This is a genomic window from Bradyrhizobium sp. SZCCHNS30572, from assembly GCF_032484415.1.
GTDB lineage: Bacteria > Pseudomonadota > Alphaproteobacteria > Rhizobiales > Xanthobacteraceae > Bradyrhizobium.
In genome coordinates this window covers 94,037-108,591 of sequence record NZ_JAUESY010000011.1, presented here as the reverse complement: position 1 = coordinate 108,591, position 14,555 = coordinate 94,037, and the positions used below count along the sequence as shown (strand labels likewise).

The window sequence follows — 14,555 nt, the reverse complement described above, 5'->3', positions numbered from 1 at the left end:
CCGGGTTTGAAGGGGACATGAATGATGGAGATCAATCGGTGACAGAGACGGCCCGCGGCGACCACGCGCCACGCCTGGAGGACTTTCCCTACCGCCTCGCGGACAATGTCCGCTTCGGCGACCTCGATCCCAACCAGCACGTCAACAATGCGGTCTACGCGACCTACTTCGAGACCGGCCGGGTGACCTTGATGAAAGACCCGCGCCATGGCCTGACCCAGGACGGGCTGGCCTGGATCATGGTGCGGCTGGACATGCATTTCCGGGCCGAGCTGCGCTGGCCGGGCACGATCGAACTGGGACTGGGGGTCGTGAGGCTGGGGCGCACGTCGGTGACCTGCGAGCAGGTCGTGTTCTCGGACGGGCGCTGCGTGGCGTCGGCCACCGCGGTCATGGTCCTGATCGACGAGGTGACGCGCAAACCGGCGCCGCTGACGCCGAATCTCGTTGCTGCGCTACAGCCCTGGGTCCGCCGCGGCATGGCGATCGCGCCGCCGGCATAGGCCTGGCGGCGATCAGCCGAAGCGCGGCGACGAGGGCGCGAGGCGAACGGTCAGGCCTGACGCTCGGGGGTGGCGACGACGAGGCCGTCGAGTTCGTCGGAGACCTTGATCTGGCAGGAAAGACGGGAATTCGGCCGGACATCGTAGCCGAAATCGAGCATGTCCTCTTCCATCGGGGTCGGCGGGCCGACCTTCTCGCGCCAGGCTTCGTCGACATAGACATGGCAAGTCGCGCAGGCGCACGCGCCGCCACATTCGGCCTCGATGCCGGGAATGGCGTTGCGGATCGCCGCTTCCATCACGGTCGCGCCGTTTTCGATGTCAACGGTTCGGGATTCGCCGGTATGGTCGACAAAGGTGATCTTGGCCATGTGTGCTCGTGCTGCGCAGGAAATGAGGTCGGGCTGTCCTATAACGGACCGCTCCGCTCCGCGCTAGTGCTGCCGCCGGCCGCTCAGGCCGCGCCGAGCATCTCCGAAATCGCCGCGCGGGCCTGCGCGATCGCCGTGCCGAGCCAGGCCAGCGCATCGGCCGGATCGCCCGCCCGCAGCGCCGCTTCGAGCCCTTCCGCCGCGTCGGCGACGTCGAGCGCGCCGACGGCGCGGGCCGAGCCCTTCAGCGTGTGGGCGACGGTGGCGGCATCCTCGGGCATCACCTGCAACCGCTCCAGCAGGCGGACGGCCTGGCTGGAGAACATGGCGAGCACCTCGCGCTCGAGCGCGCTGTCGCCGAGCGTCATCCGGCGCAGCAGGTCCAGGCTGATCGGCCCGTCATCGGGAACCAGCGGGGGCGAGGGCATCCATTCGATCCGTGAAAGGTCGGGAATCATGGCGGCAATCCGGTCCGGGCGCGCCGCGCGCGCCTGTGGTAAGCCAAGCACGACAATGGTTAATGCATTGTTACCGGCCCAATTGCCGCGGGTTTGCCGTGATTTGGGCCCGGCTCTGCCCCAATCACGGCAGAAACGGGAATTCGCAGAACTTCTAGAGTGTTAACGGCGGCTGCTGTTAACGATGATTAAGAATCTCTTAACCACGGCCATTTCTTTCAACAGGCACAGCCAATAGGATGATGCCCGGATGGAGTGGGTCACCTGGCGGAATTTGCCACCCCTGGTGCCTGCGAGGGATGACGTCCGGTTCGAGCGTTGCGAGAGGGCACTCGTACGCGGCTCGCCGGATCGAAATTAAGACGAGGGCTCGGACTCAACATGGCGAACACTCCGAAAAAGGTCAAAGACCCGACTGAAGTTGCGCTGTCCGCCATTCAGGAGGCTTTGAACATCAGCGATTCGTCCGCGCCCACGGACTCGCAGGGCTCGGTCCACGCTGACGGGGCTCCGCCCGTCATGCCGAACGGCGTGTCCAGTCTGGATTCGTTCGACTCGCGTCCGGGCATCGACCGCAGCAGCCTTGACGAGATCGAGCCGCCGCCGCTCGCCGCGCGCCGCCCGGCCAATGACGACCGCGAGACTATCGGCCAATTGCTGCAGGCGATCCAGAAGGGCCGCCCGTCACGCGGCGTCTACACGCTGGCAACCGCCTTTGCAGGCATCTGGATCGTCGGCTGCGTCCTGCTGACCATCGGCTTCCTGCCCGCTTTGCAGACCTTGATCGGCCAGAGCGGCGGCGTGCTGGTCATGGCAGGCCTCGCCGCAGTGTTCTTTGCCCCGGTTCTGCTGTTCTATTTCCTCGCGAGCCTCGCTTGGCGCGGCCAGGAGCTGCGCATGATCGCGCAGTCGATGGCGCAGGTCGCGATCCGCTTCTCCGAGCCGGAAGGCGCCGTCAGCGATTCCATCGTGACCGTCGGCCAGGCCATCCGCCGCGAGGTCGCGGCGATGGGCGACGGCGTCGAGCGCGCGATCGCTCGCGCAGGCGAGCTCGAGATGCTGGTCGCCAACGAGGTTGCGGCGCTCGAGCGCGCCTACAGCGACAACGAGGTCCGCATCCGCGCCCTGCTCCAGGACATCGCCCATCAGCGCGACAACCTCGTGGGCCAGGCCGAGCAGGTCCGGAGCGCCATCTCGGGCGTCCAGATCGACCTTCGCCACGACATCGCGCTGATCTCGGACGCGATCGCCTCGCGGGTCGACGAGGTCGCCAAGAGCATCACCGGCGCGCTGGAAGAGCGCGGCGCCCACATCACGGCCGCGCTCGGCAACGCCGGCGACAACATGATCCTCGCGCTCGGCGAGCGCGGCGGCGATCTGCTCGACCGGCTCGAAGAGGCCAGCGCCGAGACCACCCGCGCCGTGCTCGACGCCTCGGAGCGGCTCACCACCAGCCTCAATTTCAAGACCGGCCACGTCCACGACGAGTTCGCCGACCTGTCGGACCGAGTCCACGAGATGCTCAACGAGCGCATCGACCGCATCACCAGCGAGTTCGAGCAGCGCACGGCGGCCATCGTCGACGGCATCTCGGTGCGAACCGAACAGGTTCACGACCAGCTCAAGGCGTCCGGCGAGTCCCTCCTGCTGGAGCTCGAGCTGCGCAGCGGCGATCTCGTCACCAAGATCGACGAGGCGAGCCAGCGCATGTCCGGCCACATCGTCACGTCAGGCGAGAAGGCGAGCGAGTCGCTCGATGCGACCGTCAATTCGCTGGTCGCCAAGGTCGTGAGCCAGACCGAGAGCACCCACGACACGCTGTCGATCCAGATCAGCGCCTTCGACGAGCTGGTGAAGAACCAGGGCACCGAGCTCGCCGAGCGCTTCGCACGCGACAGCTCGACGCTGGGCGCGCTGATCACCCGGCACATCACCGAATTCGACCGCACGGTGAAGACCTATGGCGGCGAGATCGTCGAGCGCATGGGCCAGCGGACCCAGGAAATCTCCGACAATCTCAAGTCCTATGTCGATACGTTCGATACGCGGCTGTCGTCCAACAGCGGTGAGATCACGGCGACGCTGGATCAGCGGCTGAACCAGTTCGAGACCAATCTGCAGGCCCGCATCACCACCCTCGACACCTCGCTCGATGCGAAGATCAAGACCTTCGACGACAGCGTCGAGGGCCGCCTCAAGTCGCTCGAGGAGAACTTCGACAACCGCGCGACCTCGGTCACCTCGACGATCGAAGGCCGCCTCGGCACTCTGTCCAACTCGCTGACCGACGGCGCTGCCCAGGTGCTGCACGCGATCGACTCGCGGCTGACCGTGCTGACCTCCTCGCTGACCGATGGCTCGGCGCAGGCGATCCAGTCGATCGATTCCCGCCTCAACATACTGACCTCCTCGCTGACTGACGGCACCGACAAGGCGCTCGAAGCGATCGATCAGCGCATCCACAGCCTGTCGAACATCATCGACGGCCGCAGCTACGAGCTGACCGAAGCCGTCACCGCGCGCTTCCAGGACATCCATCAGGGCATCGAGACCCGCGTCGGCTCGATCGCCAAGGACATCGACCATCGCGTGTCGCAGTTCGAGGACCTGCTCGGCTCGCGCGTCGAGGCCGTGGCCGGCCGCATCGAGAGCAGCGGCCGCCAGGCGAGCGACGAACTGATGACCCGCGCCGAGCTGCTGTCCGCCAGCATCAAGTCGCATGTGGAAGATGCGGAGCGGGCGCTGACCAACCTCGTGGTCAACACCAGCGAGACCATCCAGACCGGGGCCCGCTCGGCACAGCAGGCGCTGCTCAACGTCTCGACCGACGTCGGATCGCAGTTGAAGAACACCTCCGCCGAGGTCGAGCGTGCCCTGTCGAACGCAGGCAGCAGCGCGGCCGAGGCCGTGCTGACCAGCGCACGCGAGGCCCAGGCCACGCTGGTCGCGGCCTCCGGCGAGACCGCCGACCAGATCAAGTCGCTGTCGGCCGACGTCGAGCGCACGCTCACGGCGGCAGGCTCGACCACCGCAGCCTCGATCCTCGCCGGTGCGCGCGAGGCCCAGAACACGCTGGTGTCCGCCTCCTCCGATGCCGCCACCCACGTCAAGTCGCTCGCCGTCGACGTCGAGCAGGCGCTGACGGCCGCCGGCTCGGCCACGGCAGCCTCGATCCTCGCCGGTGCACGCGAGGTCCAGAACACGCTGGTGTCCGCCTCCTCCAACGCGGCCGAGCACGTGAAGTCGCTCGCAGCCGACGTGCAGCGCTCGCTGACCAGTGCCGGGACGGAAACCGCCGAAGCCATCACGGCGGGCGCCCGTGATGCCCAGCATGCCCTGCTCGCGGCATCGAGCGAAGCGGCCGAACAGGTCAAGGCGCTGACCGTCGACGTCCAGCGCTCGCTGTCGATCGCGGGGACGACCACCGCGGAAACGATCACCGGCGGCGCCCGGGAAGCGCAGAGCACGCTGATCAGCGCTTCGTCCGAAGCGGCCAATCACGTCAAGTCGCTGGCGGCCGACGTCGAGCGCACGCTCGCCGCGGTCGGAACCAGCACCGCCGCAGCGATCGTCGACAGCGCCCGCGACGTCCAGTCGAAGCTCGTCACCGCCTCGACGGAAGCAACCGAGCACGTCAAGTCGCTGGCCGTCGACGTCGAGCGGACGCTGTCGTCCGTCGGCGCCGATACCGCGACCTCGATCCTCAACAGCGCGCGCCAGGCGCAGATGTCGCTGACCGCCACGTCGGCCGACACCGCGGCCACCCTGGTCGGCAGCGCACGCGAAGCCCAGGCGGTGCTGACGACGACCACGACCGAGACGGTCGCGGTGATCGTCGGCGGCGCGCGCGAGGCACAGAACCTGCTGACCGCCACCTCCACCGACACCGCGGGCCAGCTCAAGGCGATGTCGTCGGAGATCGAGCGCGTCATCAATTCCGTCGCGGCGAACACCACCGATGCGATCCAGAGCAGCGCGCTCAATGCGCAGAGCGCGCTCGTCGCCGCCTCCAACGAGGTCTCCACGCGGGTCAAGTCGACCTCGACCGAGATCGAGCGCTCGGTGCTCGCCGCCGGCAACTCGTTCGGCTCGGCCATGACCGGCAAGACCGACGAGATCGTCACCTATGTGCAGCAGCAGAGCGAGCGGCTGTCGCAGATGCTCGACGGCAAGCGCGGCACCCTTGTGGAGGCACTCAACTCGAAGACCAACCAGCTCACGATCGAGATCGATCGCGTCACCACCGACGCGCTGAAGGCGATCGAGGTCCGCGGCCAGAACTTCGCCCAGAGCGTCAATGGCAACGGCTCCGAGGTCGCCCGCACCATCACCTCGGCGGGAGAGCTCGCGACCACCGCGATCACCAAGTCGCTCAAGGAGCTGGAGCAGGCCTCGCGCGCGGCGATCGAGCAGTCGCGCCAGGTCTCGGTGGCTGCGGTCACCGAGATGCAGGAGACGAGCAAGATCCTGCGCACCGATACGGTCGCCCTGTTCGAACGTCTGCGCGAGGGCAACATCCTGCTGCAGGAGGTCCTGACCGGCGCCCACGACAACCTCAACTCGCTGGAGCGGGCGCTGGTCACCCGGGTGGCCGACTTCGTCACCGCGATGAACGACGTCACCGCACGCAACGGCACCGCGACGCAGACGCTCGAGGACCAGCTCAACGTGTTCAACTCCAAGACGTCGCGGGCGCTGGAGGATCTCAACTCGCTGTCCGGCCAGTTCGACGCGCATGGCAAGGCGCTGATCGAGGCGGCGGCCATCGTCGAGCAGAGCAACCGCGATGCGACCGTCTCGATCTCGGATCGCAAGACGACGCTGGAATCGCTGGTCACCACTATCGATCTGCGCACCGCCGATCTCGACCAGCGTCTGACGCGCTTCACCACCCTGCTCGACGAGTCCTTGGCGGCCGCCGAGGAGCGCGCCCGCGACATCGCCCGGGTCGTGGCGGAAACGGCGGGGGCCGGCTCGACCGCGCTCAGCCGCCAGTTCGAGGCCATCCGCGCCAACGCGGAGGAGGAACGCCGCCTCACCACGTCGCAGATGCAGGAGATCTACCAGCAGAGCACGCAGGAAGCCGATGCGATGTTCAAGCAGTCGGCGGAGAAGTTCGCCACGCTGGTGTCGAGCATGAAGCAGATGACCGCCGAGATGCATCGCGAGCTCGAGGCGACGCGCAACGAGCTGCGCCGCGGCGTGCTGGAGATGCCGCAGGAGGCCGCCGAGAGCACGGCGCAGATGCGCAAGGTCATCGTCGACCAGATCGAGGCGCTGGCCGAACTCAACCGGATCGTCGCGCATCACGGCCGCGGTCTCGACGTGGTCAGCGCGTCGCGTCCCGCCGCGGTCGCGGCGCCAGCGGCCGTGATCCGTCAGGAAGAGCCGATCGTCGCCGCAGCCGTCGGCGGCCGGCCGGACATGCGCCTGCGCGAGCCGGCTGCGACCAGCGTCGCCAACCTGCCGCCGCCGGATCTCGGCATGCAGCCGCCGGCCCCGCCGCCGCAGCCACGCCGGGTCGAGGCGCCGCCGATGGGTCCGGTCGCCGATCAGCGCAGCGACAACTGGCTGTCCGACCTGCTCAACCGGGCCGACAACAGCACCGCCGGCCAGCCCCAGCCGCCGCGTGGCCGCGGTCCGGCGCAGCAGTCGGGCAATCCGCTGGAGTCGCTGTCGCTCGACATCGCACGGCTGATGGACCGCAATCTCGCGGCCGAGATGTGGGACCGCTACCAGCGGGGCGAGACCAAGGCGTTCTCCAAGCGTCTCTACACCCCGGCCGGCCAGAAGGCGTTCGACGAGGTCGCCCGCAAGTACCGCGCCGACCGCACCTTCAAGCAGACGGTGGACCGCTACATCACCGAGTTCGAGCGGCTGCTCGACGAGGTCGCACGCGACGACCGCAATCCGCAGGCGCTGCGTGCCCAGCTCACCTCGGAGACCGGGCTGGTCTACACCTTGCTCGCCCACGCCGCCGGAAGGCTGGCGTGACGGGAGCAGCGAACAGCGACTAGCGGATGGCGAGGAGCCGACCGCGATGAGAATAGACAACGGAGGCCGCGAGGCCTCCGTTTCGCTTATCGGGGTCCAGTGAAGCGTTTTCGGATTTGCCCGTCGCCGGCCCGACCGGCACGGCAGCCGTCGTTGCAGGCGCCCGGGATGCCAGTCAGCATGAGACGGGACAATGCCAAGCCGAGCGTGGAGCAATCGGTGCATCGCCGCGGAGGGCACCGAGGCGCTGCCTCTCGCTACGCCCTGCGCCCGCCCGCCTCCCTCACCGCCGCCCGCTGGTGGGCGCCGCGGGCGCGGGCTGCGAGGCCTGGGCGTTGCTCGGGCTGGCGTTGCTGGCCCCGAATAGGACCCGGGTCGGATTGCGGTCGAAATTGTTCACGGCGCGGCTGATGTCGGACAGCGTGCGCCGTCCATCGGCCATCAGCGCGCCGGAGCGTTTGTCCAGATCCTCGGCGAGCTCCCGGATCGATTTCACCGTCAGGAACAGCTCGCCGCCATCCTTGCCGCCGGCCAGCGTGTTGAGACCGAGCATCAGGGTATCGGCCTTGCCCATGATGCCGTCGACACGGCTCATGACGCCATCGATGCGCTCGGAATTGCGGGCCAGCGACTGGGTGAACACCTCGAGATTCTTGATCGAGTTCTTCACGGCGTCCTGGTTGTCCGCGACCACCTTGTTGATGTTCTGCAAGGTGGCTCGGATCGCTTCGGTCACGTCCTGCAGCCGGGTCGGATCGGCACGCAGCATCGGCACGCCATCCTCGTCGAGCGGCGGCGGCGGCGCAGCCTCCTCGCCGCCCTTCAGCGAGATCGCGGCGACGCCGGTCAGGCCCTGGAACTCGAGCCCGACCAGGGTGTCCTTGCGGATCGGCGCGTTGTTCTCGACCATCGCCAGCGCGACGACGCGGCGCGGATTGTCGAGCTTGACCGAGATGACCTCACCGACCCGGATACCATTGAAGTTGACGCTGCCGCCGTTGCGCAGACCCGCGGCCGGACCCTCGAACACGACCCGCAGCGGGCTGCGCTGCTTGGTCGTGTGCAGGCTCTGAAACCAGAGGACAAATCCGATCGCCGCGGCAATCACAGCCAGCGTGAACGACCCGATCAGGACGTAATTCGCCCGCGTTTCCATTACCAACTCCGGTACCGGCACGTCGCGGCGGTCATCCGGCCCCCGCTTCCGTGCACTGTCGGTTGGCGCCGGACAGCGGCACCCACCCCATCAACTTTGTCGCGGCAGTCCCCACTCCCGCTCACAAAAATCGTCCCTGGGGCGCGTCGCGCTACCCCATCACGGCTCGGGCACGCTTGCCGTGGAAATACTGTCGGAGCCACGGATGTTCCGAGGCCTGCATGTCGGCCATCGATCCCGCGGCGATAATCTTGCCGTCGCCCAGCACGGCGATGCGGTCGCACGCCGTATACAGGCTGTCGAGATCATGGGTTACCATGAAAACCGTCAGTCCCAAAGTGCGCTGCAGGGTCCGGACGAGCTCGTCGAAATCGCCGGCGCCGATCGGGTCGAGCCCCGAGGTCGGCTCGTCGAGGAACACCAGCTCCGGATCGAGCGCGAGCGCGCGTGCCAGCGCCACGCGCTTGATCATGCCCCCCGACAGCTCGCTCGGGAAACGATCAGCAACATCGGGCCGCAATCCGACCATCACCAGCTTTGCGATCATGATCTCGTCGAGCAGACGCTGCGAGACCTTGAGATACTCCCGGACCGGGAACTGGATGTTCTGCCGCACGGTGAGCGAGGAGAACAACGCGCCCTGCTGGAACAGCACGCCCCAGCGCCGCTCGACGGCGCGGCGGCCGGCACGATCGGCGGCGTCGAGATCGACGCCGAACACCTCGATGTTGCCCGACAGCTTCGGCACGAGGCCGATGATGGTGCGCGTCAGCACCGACTTGCCGGCGCCGGATGGACCGACGAAGCCCAGGATCTCGCCGCGCTTGACGTCGAGGTCGAGCCCGTCGAGCACGCGCGTCTTGCCGAACTGTACGGTGACGTCACGCACGCGGATGATCGGATCGGAGACCTCCTGCATCATCTCAGTTCACATCCCGACCGCGGCGAAGAAGATCGCGAACACGCCGTCCATCACGATGACGAAGAAGATGCCCTTCACCACCGACGAAGTGGTGTGGCGCCCCAGCGACTCGGCACTGCCCTGCACTGCCAGTCCTTCGACGCAGGCGACGATCCCGATCACCGCCGCCATCACCGGCGCCTTGAGCAGCCCGACCTTGAAATGATCGATCGAGATCGCATCGCGCAGGCGCAGCAGGAAGGCTTCGGGATCGACGCCGCCATAGAACCAGGCCACCAGCCCACCGCCATAGAGCGCGGCGATGTCGCCGAGGAAGGCCAGGATCGGCAGTGCGATCACCAGCGCGAGCATGCGCGGCAGGATCAGGACCTCGATCGGATCGAAGCCCATCGTGCGCAGCGCGTCGATCTCCTCGCGCATCTTCATCGAGCCGAGCTCGGCCGTGTAGGCGCTACCCGACCGGCCCGCGATCATGATCGCCACCAGCAGCACGCCGATCTCGCGCAGCACCAGCACGCCGAGCATGTCGACGACGAAGATGTCGGCGCCGAACCTTCGGAAATGGAAGATGCCCTGCTGAGCGATGATGCAGCCGATCAGGAAGGTGATCAGCACGATGATCGGCACCGCGCGCCAGCACACCTGCTCGAGATGATGGATGGTCGAGGTCAATCGGAAGCTGCGGGGATGAATGAGGACCCGGCCGCTGGCGACGATCACGGCGCCGAGCATGTCGATCAGCGCGGCGATCGTGCCGAAGATGCCGGCGACACTGAGACCGATCTGGCCGAGCATGCCGGTGATGGTCACCATCGTCGCGTCGCCATTGGGCGCGGTGCTGACGCGTCGAACCTCGTCGACCAGGCTGGCGTAGTTCGCAGAGAGCCCATCGATCCGGACCTCGACGGTTCCGGTCGTGAAGCTGCGGCGCAGCCGCTCGATCAGCCAGGCACCGAACGTGTCGAGCTTGGAGACTTGGGAGACGTCGATGGAGACATCGATCTTCTTGCCGGCGAGCTTTTCGGCATCGGCGACGAGCCGTTCGAGCGACGGCGCAAAGGGCGCAGTCCAGGCGCCGGTCGCGCGCAGCGACAGCGCGTTGCCATCGCCACTGCGCTGCAAATCAGGGCCGCCCTTCACGACGGCCATCCTCGGAGCCTTGGACGTCCGCTCCTTGACGAGAAAAATCCCACCGCGTCGCTACCACCTTGCCGGAGACCACTATCAACAGCCATAGTCGGTCAGATCGCGCAAGTCCCAAGCGCCTCATTCCGGTTCACAAAGCGCCAGACTTTCAAATGACTTCCAACGGTTTTCCAATACTGGACGCCCGGATCGGCCACTGGCCGATCGCCGGCAGCTTCACGATCAGCCGCGGCGCCAAGACCGAAGCCGTGACAGTGATCGCGGAGCTGCGACACGGGACGATGGTTGGCCGCGGCGAATGCGTGCCCTATCCGCGTTATGGCGAAACGCCCGATGCGGCGCTGAGCGCCCTGCTCGGGATGCGCGATGCGCTCGCCTCTGGTCTCGACCGCGCCGCCCTGCAGACGGCGATGCCGCCGGGCGCGGCGCGCAATGCGCTCGACTGCGCGCTGCTCGACCTCGAAGCCAAGCGGAGCGGCCGGCGCATCTGGGACCTGCTCGGACGTCGCGCACCGGCACCGTGCGTCACGGCCTACACGATTTCGCTCGGGAGCCCCGATGTGATGGCCAAAGCTGCGGCCAAGGCCGCGCATCGCCCGCTGCTCAAGATCAAGCTCGGCGGCGACGGCGATCCTGCGCGGATTGCAGCCGTGCGAGCGGCGGCGCCGCAGTCACAACTGATCGTCGACGCCAACGAGGCCTGGACCGAAGCGAATTTGGAATCCAATCTCGCAGCCTGCGCCACCGCCGGCGTCACGCTGGTCGAGCAGCCGCTGCCCGCAGGGAAAGACGAAGCGCTCGGAAAGATCGCGCGCCCGCTCACCGTCTGCGCCGACGAGAGCGTGCATGACCGCGACTCGCTCGAAGCGCTGCGCGGACGCTATGACGCCGTCAACATCAAGCTCGACAAGACCGGAGGACTCACCGAGGCGCTTGCCATGGCCGAAGCCGCGCGCGCTCTCGGCTTCGACATCATGGTCGGCTGCATGGTGGCGACATCGCTGTCGATGGCACCGGCCATGCTGCTGACGCCTTTCGCCCGTTTCGTCGATCTGGACGGTCCGCTGCTGCTCGCCGAGGATTGCGAGCATGGCCTGCACTACGAGGACAGCCTGGTCTATCCGCCCGATCAGGCGTTGTGGGGCTGAAACGACAGGCTTCGGTGCGCGATCCACATCAGGACGCCGCCCGCTCCGGCCATCGCGGCCATCACGTAGTAGACACCGGGTCCATAGGCCGCATAGACCGGCCCAGAGAGGGCCGATGCCGCCGAGCCGACCACTCCGCTCGCAGCCGCATAATAGCCCTGCCCGCGCGCCGTCAGCTGCGCCGGCACTTGGCGGACCAACAGCCCCATGGTTCCAACCAGGGTCAGCCCGAAGGTGAAGCCGTGACTGATCTGGACCGCGGCGAGCCCACCCGCATGGGGCTCCTGGGCCGTGAGGCTCCAGCGCAGCACGGCCGCCATCGCGCCGATCATGACCAGGCTCGCGGGCGCCAGCGTGAACCGGGGCGACAGGGCGAACACGACGATCTCGGCCAGCACGCCCATGGTCCAGAGCCAAGCGATGGTCAGCCCGCTGAAGCCCTGCGCCTTCCACTCGATGGCGGAGAACGTGTAGTAGGCCGCATGGCTTGCCTGGATCAGCGCCGAAGCGGCGATGATGCAGAGGAAGCTCGGATTGCCCAGCAGACTGCGCCCGTCCCGGGCCAGGCCGGCGCCATGCGGCAGCGGCGGCAGCGCCTGCAGCAGCAGGCTGCTTGCCGCACCGCACAGCGCGACCGAGACGATGATCCAGATCAGCTCGGACGACGGCGCGAAGTCGACCAGCCCGCCGCACAGCAGCGTTCCGGCGATGAATGCGGCCGATCCCCACAGCCGCAGGCGACCGTAGTTCAGGCCATAGCTCATCACGCCACGGAGCGCATAAGCGTCCGTCAGCGGGACAACGGGTGTCCAGAGACAGCAGGTTGCCACGTAGACCAGGAATACCAGCCAGGGTTCGCGCTGGAAGGCAAGAGCCACAAAGCCCGATGCCGTTGCGAAGGTGGTCAGCCGCATCGCGGCGCGCAGGGCCTGCCGGCGCTCGGCAACCGCGGTGATCAGCGGCAGGACGGTGAAGCGGGTTACGGCGGGAACCGCAACGATGACCCCAATCCATGCGGCATCCAGGCCGATCGCCCGTAGCCATACGGGAAAGAACGGCAGATGCGTGCCCGAGAGCACGAACACAGCGCCATAGAACAGCCCCAACCTGTCCGCGAATCGGCGCGACAATACCGGCGATATGGTGGAGATTTGTCGGGACAGTGGCATCAATTCAATTGCGATTCGATCAATATCATGGTGATCGTTATGCCAACGCGCAGCAATGTGCGCGATAGGTTTGCCATGGTCGATGAAGTCTTCGCCCTCTCGCCGATATCCGCCCGTGCGGCTCAGCCGAACGAGGCCGATTACGAGGCGATCCGCGACGCCTTCATGGAGACGTCCCGAGGCCGCTGGTTCCTTGGCGAATACGCCAAGCGCAACCGCAATGCCGACACCAGCATGGTGCTCGACGCGGTGGCCCGCATCGAGCATGCGCTGGCCTCACAGCGTCAGCAGCAGCAGGAGTTCGAGCAGGCCGACAGCAAGGCACTGCCCGAAGCGCTGGCCGCGATCCGCGCCACGGTCGAAGACGCCGCACTCGCCGCCGCCACTGCGGTCGACAGCATGGCCCTCGAGCAGAACCTGGCGCCGGTGCGCAAGGGCATCCGAATCATCAAGGAAATTTCCTGGCGCTGGCGCGAGATCGGTGCGGACTCGCGGATCTGCGACCTGATCGATTCACAGGTCACGTCGATCGAGGCCGCCTGCGACCAGCTTGCGTGCGCCGACCCCAAGGTCGCGCTGCTTGCGGCCTTCGAGATCATCAAGACGCGGCTGAAGGAGTTCGACGCGGAGAAAGCAAGCATTCCGCCCGCGGCTGACGAGATCGAACCGGCGACCGAAGCTGCGGCCCCGCCGACACCCGATGTCGCATCGGGTCCGACTGCGGCGGCGACGGTCTCGGCTGAGCCACAGGTGGCTCCGGAGCCGCAGCCCGTGCCGGAACAGATGGAGGCGGCCCAAGCCGGGCTTGAGATGACCATTCCGCTCGTTGCCGCAGTGGCCGCGATCGAATCGGTCGAGACATCCTCCGGCGCTGATGCTGTGATCATGGCGGCTGCAGCGGTTGAGGCCAGGATGGTCGACACCGCCGCTTCGGCGGTGGTGCAGCCCCCGGAAGCTGCGACCGAGCCGTCGGTGGACGAAGCCCTGCTCGAGATCGAGCAGCACGCCGCGGCGGCCCTGGATGACGCCGTCGCCGCAGAAGCCCACGACGAAGCCATCCTGGAATTGGTCGCGGCGGAGATGGGTGCCCCCGATCCGATCGACGATGAGGAGTTCAGCCGGGCCAGGACGCTCGGCTTCGACATTGAGGAGCCGACCTCGGTCGACGACGACATCGTCGCGAGCTTCAGCGAGACAGCGCCGTCGGAGCCGGATCTCGTGCTGACCACGGCAGAAGCCCCGGTTGCCAGCGCGGCGCCGGCTCCCGCTGCGCCCACGATGTCGGCTCCGCCGATGTCTTCCCCTCCGATGCCGGCCCCGCCCGCGGCGGCCCCGCGCATGGCCTCGCCTGCAGCCCCGGCGCCGGTCCCCAGCGTGCCCGTATCGCCACCGCTTCCGGAGGCGATCACCATCGAGACCCTGGCCGCCGTGGCGGCTGCGGTCGCAGCTCAATCTCCCGCAGCGGCCCCGAAGGCCGACGTTGCGCCGATCCAGCAGGTCCGCCCGACCGCCGCCGCGGCTCACAGCACCAGCGCGTCCGCGATGCCCAAGCCTGCCTACGAGCCGTCGCTGGGATCGACGCTGCTGTCGAACGGCCTTCTGCAGCGGCCGCAGGCACCCGCCAACGACTCGTTGGCGCCGATCCGTCGCATGACCCAGCCTGAGAAGATCGCATTCTTCTCGTAGGG

The 14,555-nt window shown here is 67.4% G+C and carries 10 protein-coding genes; 4 read left to right on the top strand and 6 right to left on the bottom strand.

Going from position 1 to position 14,555, the window contains the following annotated elements:
- Positions 1–38: 38 nt before the first annotated feature.
- A complete protein-coding gene (locus QX048_RS29490; protein ID WP_315828161.1) occupies positions 39–503 on the top strand; it encodes an acyl-CoA thioesterase in 465 nt (154 codons plus the stop codon).
- 50 nt (positions 504–553) lie between these two features.
- Here the strand turns inward: QX048_RS29490 and QX048_RS29485 are convergent, their stop codons facing one another.
- Complete coding sequence (locus tag QX048_RS29485; protein WP_172115065.1) at positions 554–874, bottom strand: 2Fe-2S iron-sulfur cluster-binding protein; 321 nt, start codon at positions 872–874, stop codon at positions 554–556.
- 83 nt (positions 875–957) lie between these two features.
- The gene (locus QX048_RS29480; RefSeq protein ID WP_315753165.1) at positions 958–1,332 is read right to left on the bottom strand and encodes an Hpt domain-containing protein; all 375 of its coding nucleotides are present in this window, start codon (positions 1,330–1,332) and stop codon (positions 958–960) included.
- Positions 1,333–1,713: 381 nt separating this feature from the next.
- On the opposite strand from QX048_RS29480, the gene QX048_RS29475 reads away from it, so the two are divergent.
- Complete coding sequence (locus QX048_RS29475) at positions 1,714–7,326, top strand: methyl-accepting chemotaxis protein (RefSeq protein ID WP_315753166.1); 5,613 nt, start codon at positions 1,714–1,716, stop codon at positions 7,324–7,326.
- 283 nt (positions 7,327–7,609) lie between these two features.
- On the opposite strand, the gene QX048_RS29470 is transcribed toward QX048_RS29475, so the two are convergent.
- From QX048_RS29470 to QX048_RS29460, 3 genes are all read right to left on the bottom strand, one after another.
- The gene (locus tag QX048_RS29470; protein ID WP_315828162.1) at positions 7,610–8,482 is read right to left on the bottom strand and encodes an MlaD family protein; all 873 of its coding nucleotides are present in this window, start codon (positions 8,480–8,482) and stop codon (positions 7,610–7,612) included.
- A 151-nt stretch (positions 8,483–8,633) separates the two neighbouring features.
- A complete protein-coding gene (locus QX048_RS29465; protein ID WP_315712692.1) occupies positions 8,634–9,404 on the bottom strand; it encodes an ABC transporter ATP-binding protein in 771 nt (256 codons plus the stop codon).
- Positions 9,405–9,410: 6 nt separating this feature from the next.
- Positions 9,411–10,544 carry an ABC transporter permease gene (locus tag QX048_RS29460; protein ID WP_315713623.1) on the bottom strand — a complete coding sequence of 378 codons (1,134 nt, stop codon included), beginning with the start codon at positions 10,542–10,544 and terminating at the stop codon, positions 9,411–9,413.
- 158 nt (positions 10,545–10,702) lie between these two features.
- On the opposite strand from QX048_RS29460, the gene dgcA reads away from it, so the two are divergent.
- Positions 10,703–11,698, top strand: a complete 996-nt coding sequence (dgcA, locus tag QX048_RS29455; protein WP_315828163.1) for an N-acetyl-D-Glu racemase DgcA — start codon at positions 10,703–10,705, stop codon at positions 11,696–11,698.
- On the opposite strand, the gene QX048_RS29450 is transcribed toward dgcA, so the two are convergent.
- A complete protein-coding gene (locus tag QX048_RS29450) occupies positions 11,680–12,867 on the bottom strand; it encodes an MFS transporter (RefSeq protein WP_315828164.1) in 1,188 nt (395 codons plus the stop codon). The two genes, dgcA and QX048_RS29450, sit on opposite strands and share 19 nt — an antisense overlap.
- Before the next feature lie 75 nt (positions 12,868–12,942).
- Between QX048_RS29450 and QX048_RS29445 the strand changes: the two genes are divergently transcribed.
- Entirely contained in the window at positions 12,943–14,553 is a 1,611-nt protein-coding gene (locus QX048_RS29445) for a hypothetical protein (protein ID WP_315828165.1), read from the top strand.
- Positions 14,554–14,555 lie beyond the last annotated feature (2 nt).

Bases quoted from the DNA above. Each gene is read 5' to 3' on its own strand.
- QX048_RS29480 (WP_315753165.1), bottom strand. From the start codon at position 1,332: ATGATTCCCGACCTTTCACGGATCGAATGGATGCCCTCGCCCCCGCTG.
- dgcA (WP_315828163.1), top strand. From the start codon at position 10,703: ATGACTTCCAACGGTTTTCCAATACTGGACGCCCGGATCGGCCACTGG.
- QX048_RS29465 (WP_315712692.1), bottom strand. From the start codon at position 9,404: ATGATGCAGGAGGTCTCCGATCCGATCATCCGCGTGCGTGACGTCACC.
- QX048_RS29470 (WP_315828162.1), bottom strand. From the start codon at position 8,482: ATGGAAACGCGGGCGAATTACGTCCTGATCGGGTCGTTCACGCTGGCT.
- QX048_RS29485 (WP_172115065.1), bottom strand. From the start codon at position 874: ATGGCCAAGATCACCTTTGTCGACCATACCGGCGAATCCCGAACCGTT.
- QX048_RS29445 (WP_315828165.1), top strand. From the start codon at position 12,943: ATGGTCGATGAAGTCTTCGCCCTCTCGCCGATATCCGCCCGTGCGGCT.
- QX048_RS29475 (WP_315753166.1), top strand. From the start codon at position 1,714: ATGGCGAACACTCCGAAAAAGGTCAAAGACCCGACTGAAGTTGCGCTG.
- QX048_RS29450 (WP_315828164.1), bottom strand. From the start codon at position 12,867: ATGCCACTGTCCCGACAAATCTCCACCATATCGCCGGTATTGTCGCGC.